General features: G+C 70.8%; 17 protein-coding genes. 12 read left to right on the top strand and 5 right to left on the bottom strand.

All coding sequences use genetic code 11. The annotated features are described in order from the left end of the window. Position 1: 1 nt before the first annotated feature. Both ACQPXB_RS02195 and ACQPXB_RS02190 read right to left on the bottom strand, forming a co-directional pair. Entirely contained in the window at positions 2-1,327 is a 1,326-nt protein-coding gene (locus ACQPXB_RS02195; protein ID WP_366577541.1) for an MFS transporter, read from the bottom strand. Between the two features lie 170 nt (positions 1,328-1,497). Then, positions 1,498-2,268 carry an IclR family transcriptional regulator gene (locus ACQPXB_RS02190; RefSeq protein ID WP_366577539.1) on the bottom strand — a complete coding sequence of 257 codons (771 nt, stop codon included), beginning with the start codon at positions 2,266-2,268 and terminating at the stop codon, positions 1,498-1,500. A gap of 217 nt (positions 2,269-2,485) precedes the next feature. Between ACQPXB_RS02190 and ACQPXB_RS02185 the strand changes: the two genes are divergently transcribed. The 6 genes from ACQPXB_RS02185 to ACQPXB_RS02160 are packed head-to-tail and all read left to right on the top strand — an operon-like array spanning position 2,486 to position 8,944. Then, entirely contained in the window at positions 2,486-3,088 is a 603-nt protein-coding gene (locus tag ACQPXB_RS02185) for a CoxG family protein (RefSeq protein WP_364044436.1), read from the top strand. Beyond that, entirely contained in the window at positions 3,085-3,969 is an 885-nt protein-coding gene (locus ACQPXB_RS02180) for an FAD binding domain-containing protein (RefSeq protein ID WP_386945973.1), read from the top strand. Before ACQPXB_RS02185 ends, ACQPXB_RS02180 begins: the two co-directional genes overlap by 4 nt. Further along, positions 3,926-6,244 carry a xanthine dehydrogenase family protein molybdopterin-binding subunit gene (locus ACQPXB_RS02175; protein ID WP_366577533.1) on the top strand — a complete coding sequence of 773 codons (2,319 nt, stop codon included), beginning with the start codon at positions 3,926-3,928 and terminating at the stop codon, positions 6,242-6,244. The genes ACQPXB_RS02180 and ACQPXB_RS02175 overlap by 44 nt, the downstream gene beginning before the upstream one ends. Next, complete coding sequence (locus ACQPXB_RS02170; protein WP_285970963.1) at positions 6,241-6,720, top strand: (2Fe-2S)-binding protein; 480 nt, start codon at positions 6,241-6,243, stop codon at positions 6,718-6,720. The genes ACQPXB_RS02175 and ACQPXB_RS02170 overlap by 4 nt, the downstream gene beginning before the upstream one ends. Continuing rightward, positions 6,717-7,502, top strand: coding sequence for an alpha/beta fold hydrolase (locus ACQPXB_RS02165; RefSeq protein WP_432849252.1), 786 nt, complete (start codon positions 6,717-6,719; stop codon positions 7,500-7,502). Before ACQPXB_RS02170 ends, ACQPXB_RS02165 begins: the two co-directional genes overlap by 4 nt. Beyond that, positions 7,499-8,944 carry a UbiD family decarboxylase gene (locus tag ACQPXB_RS02160; RefSeq protein WP_386945971.1) on the top strand — a complete coding sequence of 482 codons (1,446 nt, stop codon included), beginning with the start codon at positions 7,499-7,501 and terminating at the stop codon, positions 8,942-8,944. The genes ACQPXB_RS02165 and ACQPXB_RS02160 overlap by 4 nt, the downstream gene beginning before the upstream one ends. Positions 8,945-9,033: 89 nt before the next feature. On the opposite strand, the gene ACQPXB_RS02155 is transcribed toward ACQPXB_RS02160, so the two are convergent. The 3 genes from ACQPXB_RS02155 to ACQPXB_RS02145 all read right to left on the bottom strand — a co-directional run bounded on the left by ACQPXB_RS02155 (position 9,034) and on the right by ACQPXB_RS02145 (position 11,716). Continuing rightward, positions 9,034-9,786, bottom strand: coding sequence for an alpha/beta hydrolase family protein (locus ACQPXB_RS02155; RefSeq protein ID WP_366577527.1), 753 nt, complete (start codon positions 9,784-9,786; stop codon positions 9,034-9,036). 107 nt (positions 9,787-9,893) lie between these two features. Then, positions 9,894-10,613, bottom strand: coding sequence for a hypothetical protein (locus ACQPXB_RS02150; protein ID WP_432849251.1), 720 nt, complete (start codon positions 10,611-10,613; stop codon positions 9,894-9,896). A gap of 65 nt (positions 10,614-10,678) precedes the next feature. Beyond that, on the bottom strand, positions 10,679-11,716 hold the full coding sequence (locus ACQPXB_RS02145; protein ID WP_432849250.1) for an acyl-CoA dehydrogenase family protein: 1,038 nt from the start codon (positions 11,714-11,716) through the stop codon (positions 10,679-10,681). 104 nt (positions 11,717-11,820) lie between these two features. On the opposite strand from ACQPXB_RS02145, the gene ACQPXB_RS02140 reads away from it, so the two are divergent. The 6 genes from ACQPXB_RS02140 (at position 11,821) to pcaB (ending at position 18,408) form a co-directional block, all read left to right on the top strand. Next, on the top strand, positions 11,821-13,020 hold the full coding sequence (locus tag ACQPXB_RS02140; RefSeq protein ID WP_432849249.1) for an acyl-CoA dehydrogenase family protein: 1,200 nt from the start codon (positions 11,821-11,823) through the stop codon (positions 13,018-13,020). Positions 13,021-13,045: 25 nt separating this feature from the next. Next, a complete protein-coding gene (locus tag ACQPXB_RS02135) occupies positions 13,046-14,599 on the top strand; it encodes an AMP-binding protein (RefSeq protein WP_432849248.1) in 1,554 nt (517 codons plus the stop codon). Positions 14,600-15,032: 433 nt separating this feature from the next. Next, positions 15,033-15,860 (top strand): SDR family NAD(P)-dependent oxidoreductase, encoded by an 828-nt coding sequence (locus ACQPXB_RS02130; protein ID WP_432849247.1) that lies wholly within the window; start codon positions 15,033-15,035, stop codon positions 15,858-15,860. Next, positions 15,853-16,416 (top strand): TetR family transcriptional regulator, encoded by a 564-nt coding sequence (locus ACQPXB_RS02125; protein WP_432849246.1) that lies wholly within the window; start codon positions 15,853-15,855, stop codon positions 16,414-16,416. Before ACQPXB_RS02130 ends, ACQPXB_RS02125 begins: the two co-directional genes overlap by 8 nt. Positions 16,417-16,452: 36 nt before the next feature. Then, complete coding sequence (locus ACQPXB_RS02120; protein WP_386956547.1) at positions 16,453-16,989, top strand: DinB family protein; 537 nt, start codon at positions 16,453-16,455, stop codon at positions 16,987-16,989. Positions 16,990-17,052: 63 nt separating this feature from the next. After that, on the top strand, positions 17,053-18,408 hold the full coding sequence (pcaB, locus tag ACQPXB_RS02115) for a 3-carboxy-cis,cis-muconate cycloisomerase (RefSeq protein ID WP_432849245.1): 1,356 nt from the start codon (positions 17,053-17,055) through the stop codon (positions 18,406-18,408). Positions 18,409-18,418: the final 10 nt, after the last annotated feature.

Here is an 18,418-nt window from a genome sequence, read left to right as displayed (position 1 = left end):
ATCAGTCGGGCAGCTGCTGGCCGCGCGTCTCGGGGCAGAACGGGGCGACGACGAGGCCGAGGATGTAGATGAGCCCGACGACGGTGGCGGCGACGCCGTACCCGCCGAGCTGCGAGATGATCGCGCCCGCGGTGAGCGGGCCGAGGAAGGCGACGAAGCGCGCCGCGTTGAACACGAACGCGGCGCCGGTCGCGCGCAGGTGCGTCGGGTAGAACTCGGGCAGCCACACCGGCATCCACGTGTACTGGCCGAGGGTGAAGAAGCCGTTGACCACGAGCACGACCACGATCAGGCCGAGGCTGTGCGTCCACAGGAACAGCACGGGCGTGAGCACCAGCGATGCACCGAAGAACAACAGCACCGCGGGTTTTCGGCCGAAGCGGTCGGCGATGAAGCCGAACGAGATGTACCCGGCGATGGCGCCCGCGTTGTAGATCATCCCGGCCGCGCTGGCCCACGACTGGCCCGAAGCACCGTTCTGGGCCGCGACCGAAGAGACGTACGCGGGCACCCAGGTGGAGATGCCCCACCAGCCCAGCGTTGTCACCAGGGACATGAGCGACCCGAGGATGGTCAGCTTGCGCAGCTTGGGGTCGATCATGATCTGGCGCAACGTGAGCCGCGTGAACGACTGCTCGTGCTCGGTGAGCGCCTCGCCCTTGCGTTCCTTCAGTTCCTTGCGCCGCTTGTGCGCGCTCTTCCAGTTCTCGGACTCGGGCACCGACTTGCGCAGCCACAGCGCGAACACCGCCGGCAGCACGCCGATGAGGAACATGTAGCGCCACGAGTCCGCACCCAGCGGCGCGATGAACAGCCAGCAGGCCGACGCGATGAAGAAGCCCAGCCCGAGCCCGCACTGCATGAGCCCGGCGGCCTTGGCCCGCGCGTTGGCCGGCCAGGTCTCGGCGACCAGCGACGTGCCCGTGCCCCATTCGGAGCCGAGCGCGAAGCCGGTGATGAAGCGCAGGACCAGGAACGACGTCCACGACCACGACACGGCGGTGAGGCCCGTGAACGCCGCGTACAGGACCATCGACGTCAGCAGCGCCCGGCGCCGGCCGAAGTAGTCGGCGAAGACGCCGCCGAGGATGCCGCCGAAGCCCCAGCCCAGGAGCGTCACGGCGATGGTCGCGCCGGTCAGGAAGGCGACCTGGCTCGCGGGCGCGCCGGGATCGAGCCGCTTGAGCACCACCGCCGCCGTGAGGATCAGGGCGTAGGTCTCGAAGCCGTCGAACAGCCAGCCGAGGTTGGCTGCGATCAGTGACCGCCACTGGGTGCGGGTCAGGGTCTTGGTCCACGAGGTGGGTTTGACGGCTACGTCGCTCATGGCCATCTCCTTTCCGGGCCGCCATGGGCCGGATCGAGATTCGAAGGGCGGGACACGTTGTCCTCTATTGAGGACATTGAGTCCCGCATGCGGCACATTAAGCGAGCCGGTCGACAGCGGTCAAGAAACGCGCGACCAGGCAAGATCGGAATACTTCCGCAGATGCGGAACTATTCTTCGATTTTCACCGCACCTCCGGTGCGATCGGTGATCCTGAGTCCGCATTCGCGGATCAGCGAGCCATGCTGATCCACAGTGGACTCGTTCAGCTCCGAGGAGAACGCGAGCGTGCAGACGACCATCGACACGCGCCGCTGAGCGTCGAACACCGGCGCCGCCAGCCCGGACTGACCGAGGTCGAACTCCCTGATGCTGACGCTGTAGCCGCGCTCGCGCGTGGCCGCCAGCTCCGCACGCAGCGCGGCCCGCGTGGTGACGGTTTCGGCTGTGAAGCCCTCCAGCCCGTAACGATCCGCGAGCCGCTCGACGTTGGCCGGGTCCTCCCACGCGTAGAACGCGCGCATGATCGCGGGCGCAGAGAAGGGGAACGTGTCGCCGATGCCGACGGTGATCCGCACGCCCTTGCCGCGGTCACCCTTGGCGAGCACGGAGTACTCGGCGGCACCGTGGCGCTGCACGGCGAAGACGATGAAGCCCGTGCGCTGGCTCAGCGAATCGAGCTCCTGCTGCACGATGTCGGTCATCCAGTCCTCGGACACGCGGGCCATCGAGAGCAGCCGCGGCCCCAGCGACCAGCCCCCGCGGTCGCCGCGCGTCGCGGTCCAGCCGGCTCGCTGCAGGGTGCCGAGGATGTTGTACGCCGTGCTGCGGTTGAGCCCCAGCTCCTCGATCAGCGCCCCGGAAGACACCGGCTCCGGCCAATCGCGGGCAATTCGCTCCAGGAGCCGCACCGCGTTCAGCACCGCCGGAACGTCGCTCATGATCCGTCACCCCTCGCCATTCTGCTTGAGCGCACGGTAGCCGAGCCCTTTCCGGACTCGCCAGGACCTGTTGCTGGTCCGGCCAAAAGCAGGCCGACCCCGCTACGGCACGCAACCGCCGCGACAAGGTCATTCGGCCGTGACTGTGGCTGGATCAGCAACCATTGATACAGTAACGTCCTGTGGAGCAGACACTTAGTCCTCTATGGTGGTCATTATGAAGCTTGGATCCTCCTTTGTCGTCCCCGCGGACCACAAACGCGTTTTCGCCCATTTCCTCGACCCGGACACGATGCGGGTCGCCATCCCCGGCGCCGCGGAGCTCGTCCGTTCGGACAGCACGCACTACCGCGGCAAGCTGGTCAACGAGATCGCGCACGTGAAGTTCAGCGCCGGGTTCTCCGCCGAGATCACGGAGCTGACCGAGCCCGAGGAGGTCAAGGCCCTCCTGAAGGGCGAGGACCACAAGCTCGGCAGCTCGATCAAGATCGACGCCCGGCTGGGCGTGCAGCCCGACGGCGAGACTTCGTCCAAAGTGGAGTACAGCCTCGACGTCGCGATCTGGGGCAAGATCGGGCGCATGGGCGAGTCGATCGTCCGGCGCCGCTCGCAGGAGGTGGAGCGGGAGTTCGTGGCCGCGTTCGCCGAGATCTGCGCCGCAGGCCCGCCCGGGCCGGACAACCCCGGGCTGGCGAGCGTGATCGCCAAACGGGAAGGCCCGAAGAAGCGGGTCTCCGAGACGCCGGCCGGTGACGCCGCGCCTGCGAAGGAATCGTGGTGGCGCCGCCTGCTCGCGAAGCTGTTCGGCGGCAAGAAATGACCGCCTACCACTACCCCACCACGCTCGACGAGACCTGCGCGCTCCTCGACGACGGTGAGGACACGATGGTCTACGGCGGCGGCACGGCCGTGCAGATCCTGCTCAAGCAGGGTGTGCTGTTCGCCACGGACCTGGTCGACATCGGCGGCGTGCCGGGCCTGGCCGAGATCACCGAGACCTCGAAGGGGCTGCGCGTCGGCCCGCTGGTCACGTTGCGGCAAATGGAGACCAGCCCGATCGTCCGCCGGGTCGCCCCGCTCGCGGCCGAGGTGTACAGCCGGGTGGCCAACCCGCGCGTGCGCAACACGGCGAGCGTCGGCGGCAACATCGCCCACGGCGACTACCGGCTCGACCCGCCGACGGCGTTGATGGTGCTCGACGCGACCGTGGAGCTCACCTCGCGCCGCGGCTCGCGGAAGGTGGCCGCGCGCGAGTTCTTCGTCGACTTCCAGCAGACCGCGCTGGAGCACGGCGAGCTCGTGTCGGCGATCGAGATCCCCAGCCAGCCCGAATCCGCCGGCGCGCACTTCGCGAAGCTCTCCAGCCTCGCGGCGAACGACTGGCCCGCGGCCTCGGCGGCGGCGCTCGTCGTGGAACGCTCGCGCGGCAAGCGCGACGTCCGGCTCGGCCTCGGCGCGTTGAGCCACGTGCCCGTGTTCCTGCAGTTCGAGGCGGCGGCCGACACGTCGGTGGACGACGTGGTCACCGCGGCGAAGGACGCCGCGACGCCGCTGCTCGACCCGCTTCCCGACGTGCGCGGGAGTTCCGACTACAAACGGCGCCTCGGTCTCGTGGCCGTCGAAGAAGCCATCCGCAAGTCCTGGAAGGAGGGCAGCGATGACCACCGTCGAGTCTCGATCTTCGGTCGCCGCCGTCGGTGAGCGCTGGGCGCGTGTCGACGGCCGGGCCAAGGTCCGCGGCGAGCTGCGCTACGCGGCAGACCAGCCCGTGCGACCGTGCCTGGACGTCGCCGTGCACCGCAGCACGCGCCCGCACGCGACGATCACCGCCATCGACACGAGCCGCGCGCTCGCGGCCGAAGGCGTGGTCGCCGTGGTGACCGGCGCCGACCTGTACGCGGAGTTCGGCGACCGGCTCATGACCGGGCCGGCGTTCTCCGACCAGCCGTGCCTCGCGTACGGCAAGGTGCGCTACGTCGGCGAGCCGATCGCCGCGGTGATCGCCCACGGCGTCAAGCAGGCGCGGGAGGCGGCCGAGCTGATCGAGGTCTCCTACGACGAGCTCGAGCCGGTGCACGACGTCGACAAGGCCGTGCAGGGCGCACCGTTCGTGCACGACGAGCTGCGGCCGTCGATCGTCTTCGGCGACCTGAAGCACCTGCGCGGCAAGCGCGACACGAACGTCAACTACGAGTACAACCTGCGCAAAGGCGACCCGTCGAGCGTCAGCGGCACCACGGTGTCGTACGACTTCTGGTGCCCGCCGACGCACCACGTGCCGATCGAGTTGCCGTACGCGGCTGCCTGGTGCGAGGGTGACCGGCTGGAGCTGATGGCGACCACCCAGACGCCGTCGTACGTGCGCCAGTCGCTGGCCGACCTGCTGGACCTGCCGCTGAACCGCGTCCGCGTGCGCACCGCGCCGCTGGGCGGGAGCTTCGGCGCGAAGATGTACGACCGCCTGGAACCGCTGGTCGCGGCGCTGGCGTGGACGCAGAAGGCGGCCGTGAAGATCACGGCGACCCGCGAAGAGGCGTTCCTCCTCACCACGCGCCACGGCTGTGCGGTGGCAGGCAGCATGACCGCGGACGAGAACGGCATGATCGTGGCGTCCACTTCGGACGTTCGCTACGACACCGGCGCGTACGCCGACGTCGGCCCGCGCATCACCGCGAAGTCGGGTCTGGTCGCGCCGGGTCCGTACAAAGTGGACAACGTGCGCGTGCGGTCGCGGTGCGTGTACACGAACAAGCCGTCGGCCGGGCCGTTCCGCGGGTTCGGCGTGCCGCAGGTCACGTGGGCGCACGAGTCGCTGGCCGACGAGCTCGCGCGGCAGCTCGGTGAGGACCCGGTGGAGTTCCGGCGCCGCAACATGCTGCGCGAAGGCGACATCGCACCCGTCGGCACGCCGATGCACAGCGCCGACTTCCTCGGCAGCCTCGACGCCGTGACCGAGGCGATCGAGTGGGGCACGCCGTTCGTCAAGCAGGAGGGCACGCTGGTGCGCGGCCGCGGCGTCGCGGTCGGCGTGAAGGCCGTGCTGACGCCGACGATCTCCAACGCCGTGGTGCAGCTCAACCAGGACGGCTCGGCGTCGCTGCTGATCAGCACCATCGACATGGGCCAGGGCAGCGACACGATCATGGCGCAGATCGCGGCCGAGGTGCTGTGCCTCGGCGAGGGCGACGTGCGCGTGATCCAGGCCGACACCGACGTGACGCCGTACGACACGATCACTGCCGGCAGCCGCTCGACCTACCACACCGGCAACGCCGTGCGCCTGGCCGCGGAGAACATGCGCGACAAGCTCGTGGAGCTGGCGGCGGAGCGCTTCGGCGTGGAGGCGACGGACATCAAGCTCACGTCCGACGGTCTCGTCAGCGCGCAGACGCAGGAAACCGTCTCTGTGTCGGAGCTGCTGCACGGGCACTTCGGTGCGCGGGGCACGACGTTGACGGCGGAGGCCAACTTCACCACGTCGTGGCAGCCGTACGACCACGAGAACGGCCTGTCGCCGCAGGTCACCGAGCACTGGTTCGCCGGCGCGGCCGCGGTGCAGCTCACCGTGGACACGGCGACCGGGCGCATCCACATCGAGCACCTGGCCGTGGCCGGTGACGTGGGCCGCGCGATCAACCCCGCGATGGTGGAGCAGCAGCTCTCCGGCGCGGCGATCATGGGCATCGGGCACGCGCTGTTCGACCAGATGGTGTTCGACGAGGGCCAGATCGTGAACGGCACGCTGCTGGACTACCAGCTGCCGTCCATCAAGGACATGCCGGACAAGCTCACGCCGATCATCATCGAGAGTCCACACCGGACGGGCCCGTTCGGCGCGAAGGGCGTCGGCGAGACCACCATCATCCCGCTCGCGCCGGCCATCGCCAACGCCGTGCGCGACGCGACCGGCGTGCGCATCACCACGCTTCCCCTGACGCCCGAACGCGTCCTGACCGCGCTGGAGGAACAGCCGTGAGGGAGATCGAACTGAAGGTCAACGGCCTGCGCCGCAAGCTGGGCGTGGCCGACGACGAGCTGCTGCTCGACGTGCTGCGCCGCGAGTTCGGCACCACGAGCGTGCGCGAAGGCTGTGGGGTCGGCGCGTGCGGCGCCTGCACGGCGCTGGTCGGCGGCAAGAGCGTGTCGACGTGCCTCTCGCGGGCCGCGCGCTTCGACGGTGCCGAGATCACGACCGCCGACGGCCTGCCGGACGACGACGAGGTGGTGGACGAGTTCGTCGCCAACCGAGCGATGCAGTGCGGCTACTGCATCCCCGGGTTCGTGATGATGGCCCACGAGCTGCTGGGTGAGAACCCGCAGCCGACCGACGAAGAGGTCGTGGAGCACCTGGAGGGCAACATCTGCCGTTGCGGCACCTACTCCGAGATCCACGCCGCGATCAAGGCCGCGGCCACGCGCCGGGCCGCCAGGAACGAAAGGGCCACCGCGTGAACGTCGAAACACCGCAGGGCACACTGCACGTCCACCGGACGGGCACGTCCGGCCGGCCGCTGCTGCTCCTGCACCCGCTCGCGCTGTCCGGAGCGGTCTGGGACCCGGTCGCGCGGTTCTTCGAGGACAAGGCCCAGGTCCTGGCGCTGGACGCACGTGGCCACGGCGAGTCCACTTGGAACGGTGCCGACTTCACCGTCGACGACATGGCGGCGGACGCGGCGGCGGTTCTGGAAGCCGCGGACGCCGGCCCCGCCGACGTCGTCGGCCTGTCCATGGGCGCCAGCACCGCGCTGGCCCTCGCGGCGACGCGGCCCGAACTCGTGCACCGGCTGGTCCTGGCCGACGGCACGGCTTACTACGGTGACGACGCCGTGCCCGTCTGGGCGGAGCGAGCCGAGCGCGCGACGACAGTGCCCCGGGACAAGCAGCTCGACTTCCAGCGGGACCGGTGGTTCGCCGAGCCGTTCCTCACCGGCCACCCGGACGAGGTCGAGCGCGTCTGCGAGATCTTCCTCAAGACCGACTCCGCGGCTCACGGCGCGGCCTGCCGCGCCCTCGGCGGTCTGGACGCACGCACCCGCCTCGGCGACGTGAAGGCTCCGACACTCGTGGTCGTCGGCGAGGAGGACTACGCGACTCCGCCCGCGATGTCCGAGGCACTGGCGGCGGGTATCGCGAACGCCGAGCTGCGGGTGCTGGAGAAGACGCGGCACCTCAGCCTGCTGGAGCGACCGGACCTGTGGCCCACGCTCGCCTCGTTCTTCGGCGGCACGCAGTGACGGACGAACCCCTCCTCAGCCTCCGCACCCACCTCGACGCGATCGCCGGCTACGGCGAGCTGCGCGACGTGAAGGGCGCCGACTGGGACCTCGAGCTGGGCGGCATCGCCGAGCTGAGCTACCGGATGGACCCGCCGCCCGCGTTGCTGTTCGACGACATCAAGGGCTACGCGAGCGGCCTGCGCGTCCTGACGGGCAGCACGGGTTCCCCGCGCCGGCTGGGCCGCACGCTGCGGCTCGGCGAGGACCTCGACTCCGTCGGCGTGGTGGACGCCCTGCGCGGCAAGCCGTCGCAGTGGTCGGCCACGGCGCGGGACTTCCCCGTGCTGCCCGTGACGGACGCGCCGCTGCTGGCCAACTCCGTGCCCGGCTCCGAGGTCAACCTCCTCGACTTCCCCGTGCCCCGCTGGCACGCGGACGACGGCGGCCGTTTCATCGGCACCGGCTGCTTCGTGGTGACGTCCAACCCGGAAACCGGCGTCCACAACGGCGGCTGCTACCGCATGGAGGTCCAGGACGACGGCCGTGGCGTCACCGTCGCCATGGTCCCCGGCAAGCACGGTGACCAGAACGTGCGCGCGTGGTTCGAGAAAGAGGGCCGCGCGCCGGTCACGGTGTCGTTCGGCCACGACCCGCTGTTGCTGGTCCTCGGCGGCACGGAGGTGCCGGGCGGGGTTTCGGAGCTGGAGTACGCGGGCGCGGTGCTGGGTTCTCGGGTGCCGGTGGTGCTCGGCCCCGACACCGGGCTCCCCATCCCCGCCGGCAGCGAGATCGCCATCGAGGGCTGGCTGCGGCCGGACCACCAGCGCGACGAGGGCCCGTTCGGCGAGTGGACCGGGTACTACTCGGGCAAGCGCCGGCCGAATCTGGCCATCGACATCACGCGCATGTACTACCGCGACAACCCGATCCTGCTCGGTGCACCGCCCGGGAAACCTCCGCACGACTACTCGTACATGCGAACCGTGATGAAGTCGGCGATGATTCACGACGAGCTCGCCGCCACCGGCGTGCCGGGTGTGGTGAAGGCGTGGGCACACGAATCGGGCGGCGGGCGGCTGTTCATCGCCGTCTCGCTGCAGCAGAAGTACCCGGGACACGCGCGGCAGGTCGCGTACCTGGCCGCCCAGTGCCCCGCCGCGGCGTACATGAACCGCTACGTGGTCGTCGTGGACGACGACGTCGACCCCGCCGACCCGGACGAGGTCATCTGGGCCATGTCGACCCGCAGCGACCCGTCGCGCGACATCGAGATCATGAAGCAGACGTGGGGCAGCAAGCTGGACCCGCTGTACGTGGACGGTTCTCCCGCCTACAACAGCCGCGCCATCATCGACGCCTGCCGCCCCTTCGAACGCCTGGCCACCTTCCCCAAGGTGGCCACCAGCGACCCGGCGTTCCTGACCTCGCTCGCCGACAAGTGGCGTGACGTGCTCGGCTGACCCACCCCGATGCGGCGTTGGTTGCGTTGAACGCCCCAATGTGGCGTTCGGTGCGCTCAACGCACCGAACGCCACATTGGGGGCGTGGGTCAGACCAGGTAGCGCTTGGCCCAGGTGGCGAGGATGTCCGCGGCGAACGCGGCGTCCGCGCGGCCGGTGAGCAGGTGGTCGGCCCCGTCGAGCGCGACGAACGACTTCGGGTGGCGGGCGGTGTCGAAGATGAGGCGGGCGTTCTCCACACCCACCTCGGCGTCGACCGGAGAATGCATCACGAGCAGCGCCGCCTTGAGCCCGCGGATCCGCTCGGCCTGCGGCTGCGCCGCGATGTCCTCCAGGAACTGCCTGCGGATGCGGAACGGCCGCCCCGCCAGCACCACCTCGGCCTCGCCGTGGCGCTCGATCTCGTCACGACAGTCGCCCAGCAGCTTCGCCACGTGCTGCGGATCCGCGGGGGCGGCGATCGTCGCCACGGCCCGCACCTCCGGCACCGCGTGCCGCGCCGCCAGGACGGCCGCCCCGCCCAGCGAGTGCCCGACCAGCAGTTGCGGCGCCTCGTACTCGTCGCGCAGGTGGTTCGCGGCCGCGACCAGGTCGCCGACGTTCGAGCTGAAGTCCGTGTTGGCGAACTCGCCCTCCGACCCGCCGAGCCCGGTGAAGTCGAACCGCAGCACGGCCACACCGAACGCCGTGAGCCCCCGGGCGACCCGCGTTGCCGCGAGCACGTCCTTGTTGCACGTGAAGCAGTGCGCGAAGAGCGCGTACGCCCTGGGCTTGCCCTCCGGCAGCTCCAGCCGCGCCGCCAGCGACGTGCCCTGAGACCCGGGAAACTCAAACCTCGTCACGCGCTCTCCTTCAACAAGGACTCCTGAAGTCGATCAGACCACGCGCGGTGCCACCCGGTCGACGACAGCCGGCCGCGAGTGTCCCCTCGTACCCGGAGAACTGACCATCAGCCGCACTTCACGGAGGCGTCCAGCAACGCGACGTACGTGACCTTCGCGCCGACGGCGGTGAAGTCGTACGTCCACGTCGGGTGACCCGGCACGGCCACCGCGAAGTGACCTTCGGGCGTCGGCTTGAGGCCCTTGGCGTCGTAGAGCCGGTGCAGATCGGCCAGCGGCGTGCCCGCCCCGGCTCCCTCCGGCGTCTTGACCTGCGGCGGAGCCACCACCGAGCGCACCTTGTCCCCGGCGAACACCGCCCCGCCGCTCGCCGCGAGCTCGGCCGCGCGTTCCTCGCGCAGCTCGGTGACGACGACGGTGGCCGCCGCCGCTTGCGCGCTCAGCTTGGCGGCCGCGGCCGACTGAGCGGCCGACTTCGCGTAGTCGGCCGCCGAACCACGCAGCCCCGGATCCAGCACGTGCGCATCGGCGTCCCGGGCCTTCTGGTTCAGGTCGTCGGCCTTGGTCACGGCCTGCTGCTCGGCCTCGAGCGCGCCCGGTTCGGGCGCCGGCCCGCCCGCGAACGTGTACGCCTTGCAGCCGTCGAAGCCCGACATCGGCTCGGCCGCGAGCGTGGTGCCCGTGGCCGCCTTGGCGACGCCCGGCGCGAGGCCGCGCAACCCGTCGGGTCCCAGCGCCTCAGGCCCCGCCGGCGCACTCGCCTGCGGCCCGGAACTGCATGCCGCCAACGCCACGAGCAACGCAGCACCGATCACGACAACCCGCATGAATTTTTTCCCCCTCTTTCCGGGTCGGAAACATACCCGAACCGGATCAAGGAGGCACCCAGGTTTCAGGCGATCACGTGCTCCGCCACCGCGTCGAGCTGGCGCGCCGTGGAGCCCAGCAGCTGGCGCCGCGCGCGGGCGTGCTTGAGGTGCACGTGCGACGGGTGTTCCCAGGTGAAGCCGATCCCACCGTGAGCCTGCAGGGCGTCACGGGTCGCGGCGTCGGCGGCGTCGCTCGCGGCGGCCACGGCCGTGCGCGCCGCGGCCAGGCCGTCGACGCCGGAATCCACGGTGGAGGCAGCCCACTCGACCAGCAGCCGCGCGGCGTCGAGCTGCACGAACCGGTCGGCGAGCAGGTGCTTGAGCGCCTGGAACGACCCGATCGGCCGCCCGAACTGCTGCCGTTGCTTCGCGTACTCCACCGCTCCGTCGAGCGCCCGCCGCCCCGTGCCGACCAGCTCCGCCGCGAGCACCGTGAGCACCCGCGCCGATATGTCGGCCCCGGGCAGCTCGAGGGCCGGCACCGAAGACAGCGAAACCGCCGCGGCCGGCTCGATCACGTCGAAAGCCCCCACCGCCTCCCGCCGCACCCCGACCGACGTCAGGTCGATCCGCACGAACCGGCCCTCGACGGCCGCCACGAGCACGTCCGCGTCGAGGCCGAACGGCACCACGCGCAGCACGCCGTCCACAGTGGACCCGCTCAGCCGCAACGGCGAACGGTGCCCGGGAAACACGGGGAACGTCTCCCACGCCGACACCGCCAAGACCGAACCATCCACAATGTTGTCCACACTGTGTACAGAACTCAGGACGGCCACCGCGGAAACCGCCGCGGCCAACGGGATCCGTGGCAACGCTGCCCCGACTTCCTCGGCCACGACACACAGTTCACGTAAACCACCACCGGACCCGCCGCGCTCCTCGGGCACGCCCAACCCGAGCAGACCGGCGTCGGTGAACGTCTTCCACAGGGCCCCGTCGAGACCCGCGCCCACGGCTTCCCACGCGGGCGGCAGCGGCGCCGTGCGCGCGGCGTCGGCGAGCATCCGCCGCACCGACGCGGCGAGCTCGCGCTGTTCGTCCGTCGTCGCGTAACCCATCACGCCTCCTCGAAGAACCGGGCCCGCATCGAAGCATTGACTATCGGGTCTATCTACGCAACTGTTGAGGTCAGGACAGAGTTGTCACCCAGGCAGGAGGCCGCGTGGGAAGTTTCCGCGAGCAGGTCCGCGAGTTCGTCGCCGCCCTCGTACCGCCCGGCTGGCGTGGCATCGGCGGCCTCGAAGGCGACGCCTACGCCGAGTTCCGCACCCGGGCCCGCGCGGCGCTGGCCGAACGCGGCTGGGTCGCGCCCGCGTGGCCCGTCGAATACGGCGGTGCCGGCCTCAGCCCGGCCGAACTCGTGGTGCTGGTGGAAGAACTGTCCACCGCCGGGATCCCGTTCGGCTCCGACAACGACGCGTTCGGCATCGGCATGCTGGGCAACACCATGCTCCACTGGGCGAAACCCGAGCTGCTCCAGCGATTCCTGCCGCGCATCGTCTCCGGCGAATACGTGTTCGCCCAGGGCTTCTCCGAGCCCGGCGCCGGGTCCGACCTCGCGTCGCTCGCCCTGCGCGCCGAACCCGACGGCGACCGCTGGCGGCTCAACGGCCAGAAGCTGTGGTCCTCGGGCGCGCACGTGGCCAATTGGATGTTCGTGCTCGCCCGCACCAACCGGGAAGCGGCGCCGCACAAGGGGATCAGCATGTTGCTGGTCCCCCTCGACCAGCCCGGGGTGGAAATCCGGCCGATCCGCAACATCACCGGCGGCACCGACTTCAACGAGGTCTTTTTCACCGACGCCACCACCGACCGCGACCTCGTGGTGGGCGACGTCGACCGCGGCTGGACCGTCGCGATGACCCTGCTCGGCTTCGAGCGCGGCGAAACCGCGCTGCACGCCCCGATCCGCTTCCGCGCCGAGCTCGACCGGCTGGTCGACCTGGTCCGCGAGCGAGGGCTGGACACCGATCCGGACATCCGCCGCCGCGTCGCGTGGTGCCACGTGCAGGTGGAACAGCTGCGTTGCCACGGCCTCCGCACAGCCGCGCAGTTGATCGACGGCGAGGAGCCCGGGCCGCGCGCGGCGGCCTTCAAGCTGTTGTGGAGCGAGTACCATCGGGTGGTCACGGAGCTCGCGCTCGACGTGCTGGGTCTCGACGCGCTGACGCCGTCGGGGCGGCCGTCGCCGAACTGGTACCACACCGACGATCCCGGCGCGCCGAACTCGACCGCGTCGTGGACCAGCGTCTACCTCAACTCCCGCGCCGGGACAATCTACGCCGGCTCTTCGCAGATCCAGCGCGGCATCGTCGGCGACCTGCTGCTCGGGCTGCCCAAGGAACCCAAGCCCGTGCGCTGAACCCGCGGCCTGCCCAGGAGGAGCGATGGTCATTCGCAGCACCTACCCCGACGTCGTCATCTCCGAGGGATCCCTGCCCGGTCTGCTGCTGGGTTCGCTCACTCCCGAGGAAGCCGCGTACCCCGCGGTCATCGACGCCGGCTCAGGCAAGCGGCTGACCTACGGCGAACTCGCCACGGGCGTCGAACGCCTCGCCGCCGCGCTGGCCGAACGCGGCATCGGCCGGGGCGACGTCGCCGTGCTCGCCGCGCCGAACTGCTCCGAGTACCCCGTGGTGTTCCACGGCGTGCTGCGCTCGGGCGCCGCGGTGTCGCCCGCCAACCCGCTCAACACCCCCGCCGATCTGGCGCACCAGCTGCGCGACGCGGGCGCGCGGATCCTGTTCACCACGTCCGCCGGGCTCGGCACCGCGCGCGCCGCTGTGAAAGAGGAAGGCGTACGCGTCGAAGAACTCGTGGTGCTCGACGCGGCCGACGGCGTGCCGTCGCTCGACGACCTGTTGACCAGTTCCGCCTCCGTGCCTCCCGAGCCGACCGCCGACGACCTCGCCGTGCTGCCGTACTCCTCGGGTACCACCGGGCTGCCGAAGGGCGTGCTGCTGACGCACCGGAACGTCGCCGCGAACCTCAGCCAGATGCAGCCGCTGACCGAGCTGCGCCCGGGCAAGCGCGCGATCGCCGTGCTGCCGCTGTTCCACATCTACGGCATGAACGGGATCATGAACATCAGCCTGCTCAACCGGGCGACCGTGGTGACCATGCCGAGGTTCGACCTCAAGGGCTTCCTCGCCGCCGTGGCCGAGCACCGCGTGGACCACCTGTTCATCGCGCCGCCGATCGCGCTGGCGCTGGCGAAGGTCCCGTTGGTCACCGACTACGACCTCGGCTGCGTCGACGTGGTGATGAGCGCCGCCGCGCCGCTCGACGCCGGCATCGCCCAGGAGCTGGCCGCGCGGCTGAACGTCACGGTCCTGCAGGGCTACGGCCTCACCGAGACCAGCCCCTGCACCCACGGCATCCCGGCCGACCGGCCCGACGTCGACCGCGGGTCGATCGGGCTGCTGATGCCGAGCGTCGAGGCCCGCGTGGTCGACCCCGTGACCGGCGAAGACGCTTCACGCGGCGAGCTGTGGGTACGCGGCCCGAACGTCATGCGCGGCTACCTCAACAACCCCGCCGCCACCGCCGCGACCATCGACAGCGACGGCTACCTGCACACCGGCGACATCGTGACCGTCAACGACGGTGGTGTGTTCCACGTCGTCGACCGGCTCAAGGAACTGATCAAGTACAAGGGTTTCCAGGTCCCGCCCGCCGAACTGGAGGCCCTGCTGCTGACACACCCGGGCATCGCCGACGCCGCCGTGATCGGCGTCCCCGACGACGAGGCCGGTGAGGTACCCAAGGCCTTCGTCGTACGCCGGTCACCAGAGCTGGACGCGGCCGCGGTGCAGGCGTTCGTGGCCGAACGGGTGGCCCCGTACAAGAAGGTGCGGCAGGTGGAATTCGTGGACGCCATCCCGAAGTCGGCCGCCGGCAAGATCCTTCGGAAGGTACTCCGGGCGACCGTTCAGAGCTGACCCCCGGCCGAGCACGACAGCTTGCGTTGAGCTGTCGCCCCCGGCCGCACTTCCCACGGTGACGGCCCGCCACCCCACCAACGCAAGGAACTACCACCCACCAACGCGACGGACGACCGCCCACCGGCGCACGGAACAACCACCCACCAACGCGACGGACTACCACCCCGCCAACGCAACGGGCCCTAACTCACCGCGGGGCGCATGTAGCCAGCCCCGTCCCCGCACCCCGATCCGAAGCCTCTTTGCGGCCGGCGACGCGTTGTCAAGGCACGCTTTCCCGCCTTGACAACGCGTCACCGGCCGTCAACACAATCCAGCTTCGGGGTGCACTCCCAACGCAACACGCCCTGCGAGGACAGACCCGCCCTGGCAATCCGGAGGAACCTCCGCTACGTTAGTAAGTATCCAGTTACTTACCCAAAGGACAACCATGCCACGCACCCTGCTCATCACCGGAACCTCCCGCGGCCTCGGCCGGGCACTCGCGGTCACCGCCCTCGATGCCGGCCACCAAGTCGTGGCCACAGCACGCCGAGCCGACGCAGTCGCGGACCTCGTCTCGGCGTACCCCGAATCTGCCCGCGCGGTGGCCCTCGACGTGCGGGATCCCGAGGCCGCCGCGAGCGCGGTGCAGGTCGCGGTGGACGAGTTCGGCCGGCTGGACGGCGTGGTCAACAACGCCGGGTACGCCAATGTCTCCAGCCTCGAGGACACCCCGCTCGCCGACTTCCGCGACCAGGTCGAGACGAACCTGTGGGGTGCGATCCACGTCAGCCGCGCCGCCCTTCCGGTGTTCCGCGCGCAGGGCGCGGGGCACGTCGTGCAGATCTCGTCGGTGAGCGGGCGGCTGGCGCCGGCGGCGGGGCTCGGGCCGTACGTCACGGCCAAGTTCGCACTGGAGGGGTTCTCCGAGGCGCTGGCCCTGGAGACGGCCGGGTTCGGCGTCCGCGTGACGGTGGTGGAGGCGGGGTCGATGGCGACGTCGCTGTACTCGTCGATGGACGCGCCCGAGCCGAGCGCCGCGTACGCCTCCGTGCTGGCGCCGATGCGCACCGCCCACGCCACCGGGCGGGCCCCGGGCGTCGACCCGGCGCGGGCGGCGGCGATGATCCTGAGTGTGTTCGAGCTGACCGACCCGCCGTTGTGGCTGCCGCTCTCGGGCGAGGCCGTGGACTTCATCCGGCCCGCGGAGCAGCGGAAACTCGCCGAGCTGGACCGGTGGGAGGAGCTGAGCCGCTCGGTGGACGCCCATGACTGAGGCTCCGGCCCGCGACGCCGCCGCCACCCGCCGCCGCATCCTCGACGCGGCCATCGAGGAGTTCTCCGAGGCCGGGCTCGCGGGCGGGCGCGTCGGCCGCATCGCCGAACGAGCCCGCGCGAACCAGCGCATGATCTACGCGTACTTCGGCAGCAAGGACGGGCTGTTCGAGGCCGTGCTGACGGAGAAGGTGCTGCAGGCGCAAGCCGCGGTGACGTTCGACGCCGCGGACCTGCCGGGGTACGCGTGCCAGGTGTTCGACTTCTACCGCGCCAATCCGCGGATGGTGCGGCTCAACCTGTGGCAGGCCCTCGAACGGCCGGATCTGCTGCCGTCGCTGGCTCCCGTCGAGCGCGCGATGGCCGACAAGGTGGCGGGCATCGCGGCGGCGCAGGCTTCGGGGGCGGTGTCGGCGTCGTTGCCGGCCGCCACTCTGCTCGACCTGATCCTGGCGTTGACGTACGGCAACATCGCGCAGGCCGGGAACGCCGCGTTGTGGCCGGATTCGCAGCGAACGGCCCTGGCCACGGCGGTTTCGCGGCTCGTTGCCCGGTGAGCCGGAATTGTCGGTGCCGGGTGAGACCGTGGGCGGATGGAGATTCCCCAGCACTTCTCGCCCACGGCCGAAGGCACGCGAGAGGCGATACCCCGGCTCGCGAGTGAGCGCAACACGCTGGTCGCGTTCCTCGAGTGGCACCGCGAGACGTTCGCGCTGAAGTGCGCGGGCCTCGGCCAGGAGGCCCTGTCGACCAAGGCCGTGTCCCCGTCGGGCCTTTCCCTGCACGGGATTCTGCGGCACCTCGCGGGCGTCGAGCGGTGGTGGTTCCGGCAACAGTTCTCCGGCGAGGACGTGCCCCTGCTCCACTACTCCGACGACGACCCCAACCAGGACTTCGACTCCCTCGACGGCGACGTCACCGAAGCCATGGCGTTGTGGCGCGAGGAGTGCGCCCGCTCGCGGGAGATCGTCGCGGCGGCTTCGTCGCTGGAGGACCAGGGGACGTCGCTGGTGACCGGTGAGCCGTTCACGCTGCGCTGGTTGCTGGTGAACCAGATCGCGGAGTACGCACGGCACAACGGCCACGCCGACCTGCTGCGCGAATCCCTCGACGGGACGGTGGGCCACTGACCCGATGCGAGGCTCCGCACAGGAGCACGGTGGCGGCGGGGCCTGCGTGCGATGCTGGGCGCCATGAGCGTCGATCCTGATTCCGGGTTGTTGTCGCCTGTGCGGGCCGGAACACCGGTCGAAGCCGTGACCGGGGACAACGCCGTCGTGAGGGCGATGCTGGCGGCCGAGGCGGCGCTGGCGAGGGCCCAGGCGCGGCTGGGAACCGTGCCGGCCGGGGCGGCGGAGGCGATCACCGCGAAGGCCGCCGAGGTGGCGCGGGAGATCGACGTGCCGGCGTTGGCGAAGGCGGCGCGGGCGACGGCGAACCCCGTTGTCGCGTTGGTCAAGGAGCTCACGGCGGCGGTCGGTGCCGAGCACGCCGACTACGTGCACCGCGGGTCGACGAGCCAGGACATCGTCGACACGGCGTTGATGATCGTCGCGAAGGATGCGCTGGAGCTGCTGCGCGACGACCTGGCGACCACCGCCGCGGCCCTCGCGGACCTGGCTCGGGCGCACCGCGACACCGTGATGCCCGGCCGGACGCTCACGGCCCACGCCGTGCCGACGACGTTCGGGCTCAAGGCCGCGGGCTGGCGGCAGTACGTGCTCGACGCGGCCGAGCGGGTGCGCCGCCTCGAGCTGCCCGTGTCACTGGGCGGCGCGGCGGGGACGCTGGCCGCGTACGTCGAGTACGGCGACGGCACCGCGGACTACGCGGAACGGCTCGTCGAGACCTTCGCCGAGGAGACCGGCCTGGCCACCAGGACGTTGCCCTGGCACGCGAACCGCACGCCCGTCGCCGATCTCGTGGCCGCGCTCGCCCAAACCGCCACGGCGCTGGGCAAGTTCGCCGTCGACGTCCAGGTGCTCACGCGCACCGAGATCAGTGAGGTCGCCGAACCCACTGGCGGCGGCTCGTCGGCGATGCCGCACAAGCGCAACCCCGTGCTGTCGGCCCTGATCCGTTCGGCCGCGCTGCAGGTACCGGTGCTCGCGGCGGGCGTGACGCAGTCCGGGCTGGCCGAGGACGAGCGGTCCGCCGGCGTGTGGCAGGCCGAGTGGCAGCTGCTGCGCGAGTGTCTGCGCCTCACGGGCGGGGCCGCGCACACAGCCGTCGAGCTGGCGCGCGGCTTGACCGTGGACGCGGAGCGGATGCGGGCGGACGTCGGCCTCACGCACGGGCTGATCGTGTCGGAACGGCTGTCGGCCGCGCTGGCGCCGTTGCTCGGCAAGGCGCGGGCGAAGGACGTGCTCCGCGAAGCGTCGAAGCGGGCGGTCGGCGAGAACCGGCCGCTGCGGGAGGTTCTCGCCGAGGTTCCCGAGGTCACCGACGTCCTCGACCCCGCGAAGCTCGACGACCTCCTCGATCCCGCGCAGTACACGGGCGCGGCCGGGCGACTGGTCGACCTCGCCCTCGAAGGTGACGGAAAGTAGTTGCGACTTC

It is taken from the genome of Amycolatopsis sp. CA-161197, assembly GCF_050942255.1.
In the GTDB taxonomy this organism is placed as follows: Bacteria; Actinomycetota; Actinomycetes; order Mycobacteriales; family Pseudonocardiaceae; genus Amycolatopsis.
The sequence above is the reverse complement of the archived record's forward strand: the minus strand, read 5'-3'. Positions and strand labels throughout refer to the sequence as shown.

Excerpts from the sequence above, each read along its gene's own strand:
- ACQPXB_RS02125 (WP_432849246.1), top strand. The coding sequence starts at position 15,853 with ATGACTGAGGCTCCGGCCCGCGACGCCGCCGCCACCCGCCGCCGCATC.
- pcaB (WP_432849245.1), top strand. The coding sequence starts at position 17,053 with ATGAGCGTCGATCCTGATTCCGGGTTGTTGTCGCCTGTGCGGGCCGGA.
- ACQPXB_RS02150 (WP_432849251.1), bottom strand. The coding sequence starts at position 10,613 with ATGCGGGTTGTCGTGATCGGTGCTGCGTTGCTCGTGGCGTTGGCGGCA.
- ACQPXB_RS02195 (WP_366577541.1), bottom strand. The coding sequence starts at position 1,327 with ATGAGCGACGTAGCCGTCAAACCCACCTCGTGGACCAAGACCCTGACC.
- ACQPXB_RS02145 (WP_432849250.1), bottom strand. The coding sequence starts at position 11,716 with ATGGGTTACGCGACGACGGACGAACAGCGCGAGCTCGCCGCGTCGGTG.
- ACQPXB_RS02130 (WP_432849247.1), top strand. The coding sequence starts at position 15,033 with ATGCCACGCACCCTGCTCATCACCGGAACCTCCCGCGGCCTCGGCCGG.
- ACQPXB_RS02190 (WP_366577539.1), bottom strand. The coding sequence starts at position 2,268 with ATGAGCGACGTTCCGGCGGTGCTGAACGCGGTGCGGCTCCTGGAGCGA.
- ACQPXB_RS02185 (WP_364044436.1), top strand. The coding sequence starts at position 2,486 with ATGAAGCTTGGATCCTCCTTTGTCGTCCCCGCGGACCACAAACGCGTT.
- ACQPXB_RS02135 (WP_432849248.1), top strand. The coding sequence starts at position 13,046 with ATGGTCATTCGCAGCACCTACCCCGACGTCGTCATCTCCGAGGGATCC.
- ACQPXB_RS02180 (WP_386945973.1), top strand. The coding sequence starts at position 3,085 with ATGACCGCCTACCACTACCCCACCACGCTCGACGAGACCTGCGCGCTC.
- ACQPXB_RS02120 (WP_386956547.1), top strand. The coding sequence starts at position 16,453 with ATGGAGATTCCCCAGCACTTCTCGCCCACGGCCGAAGGCACGCGAGAG.
- ACQPXB_RS02175 (WP_366577533.1), top strand. The coding sequence starts at position 3,926 with ATGACCACCGTCGAGTCTCGATCTTCGGTCGCCGCCGTCGGTGAGCGC.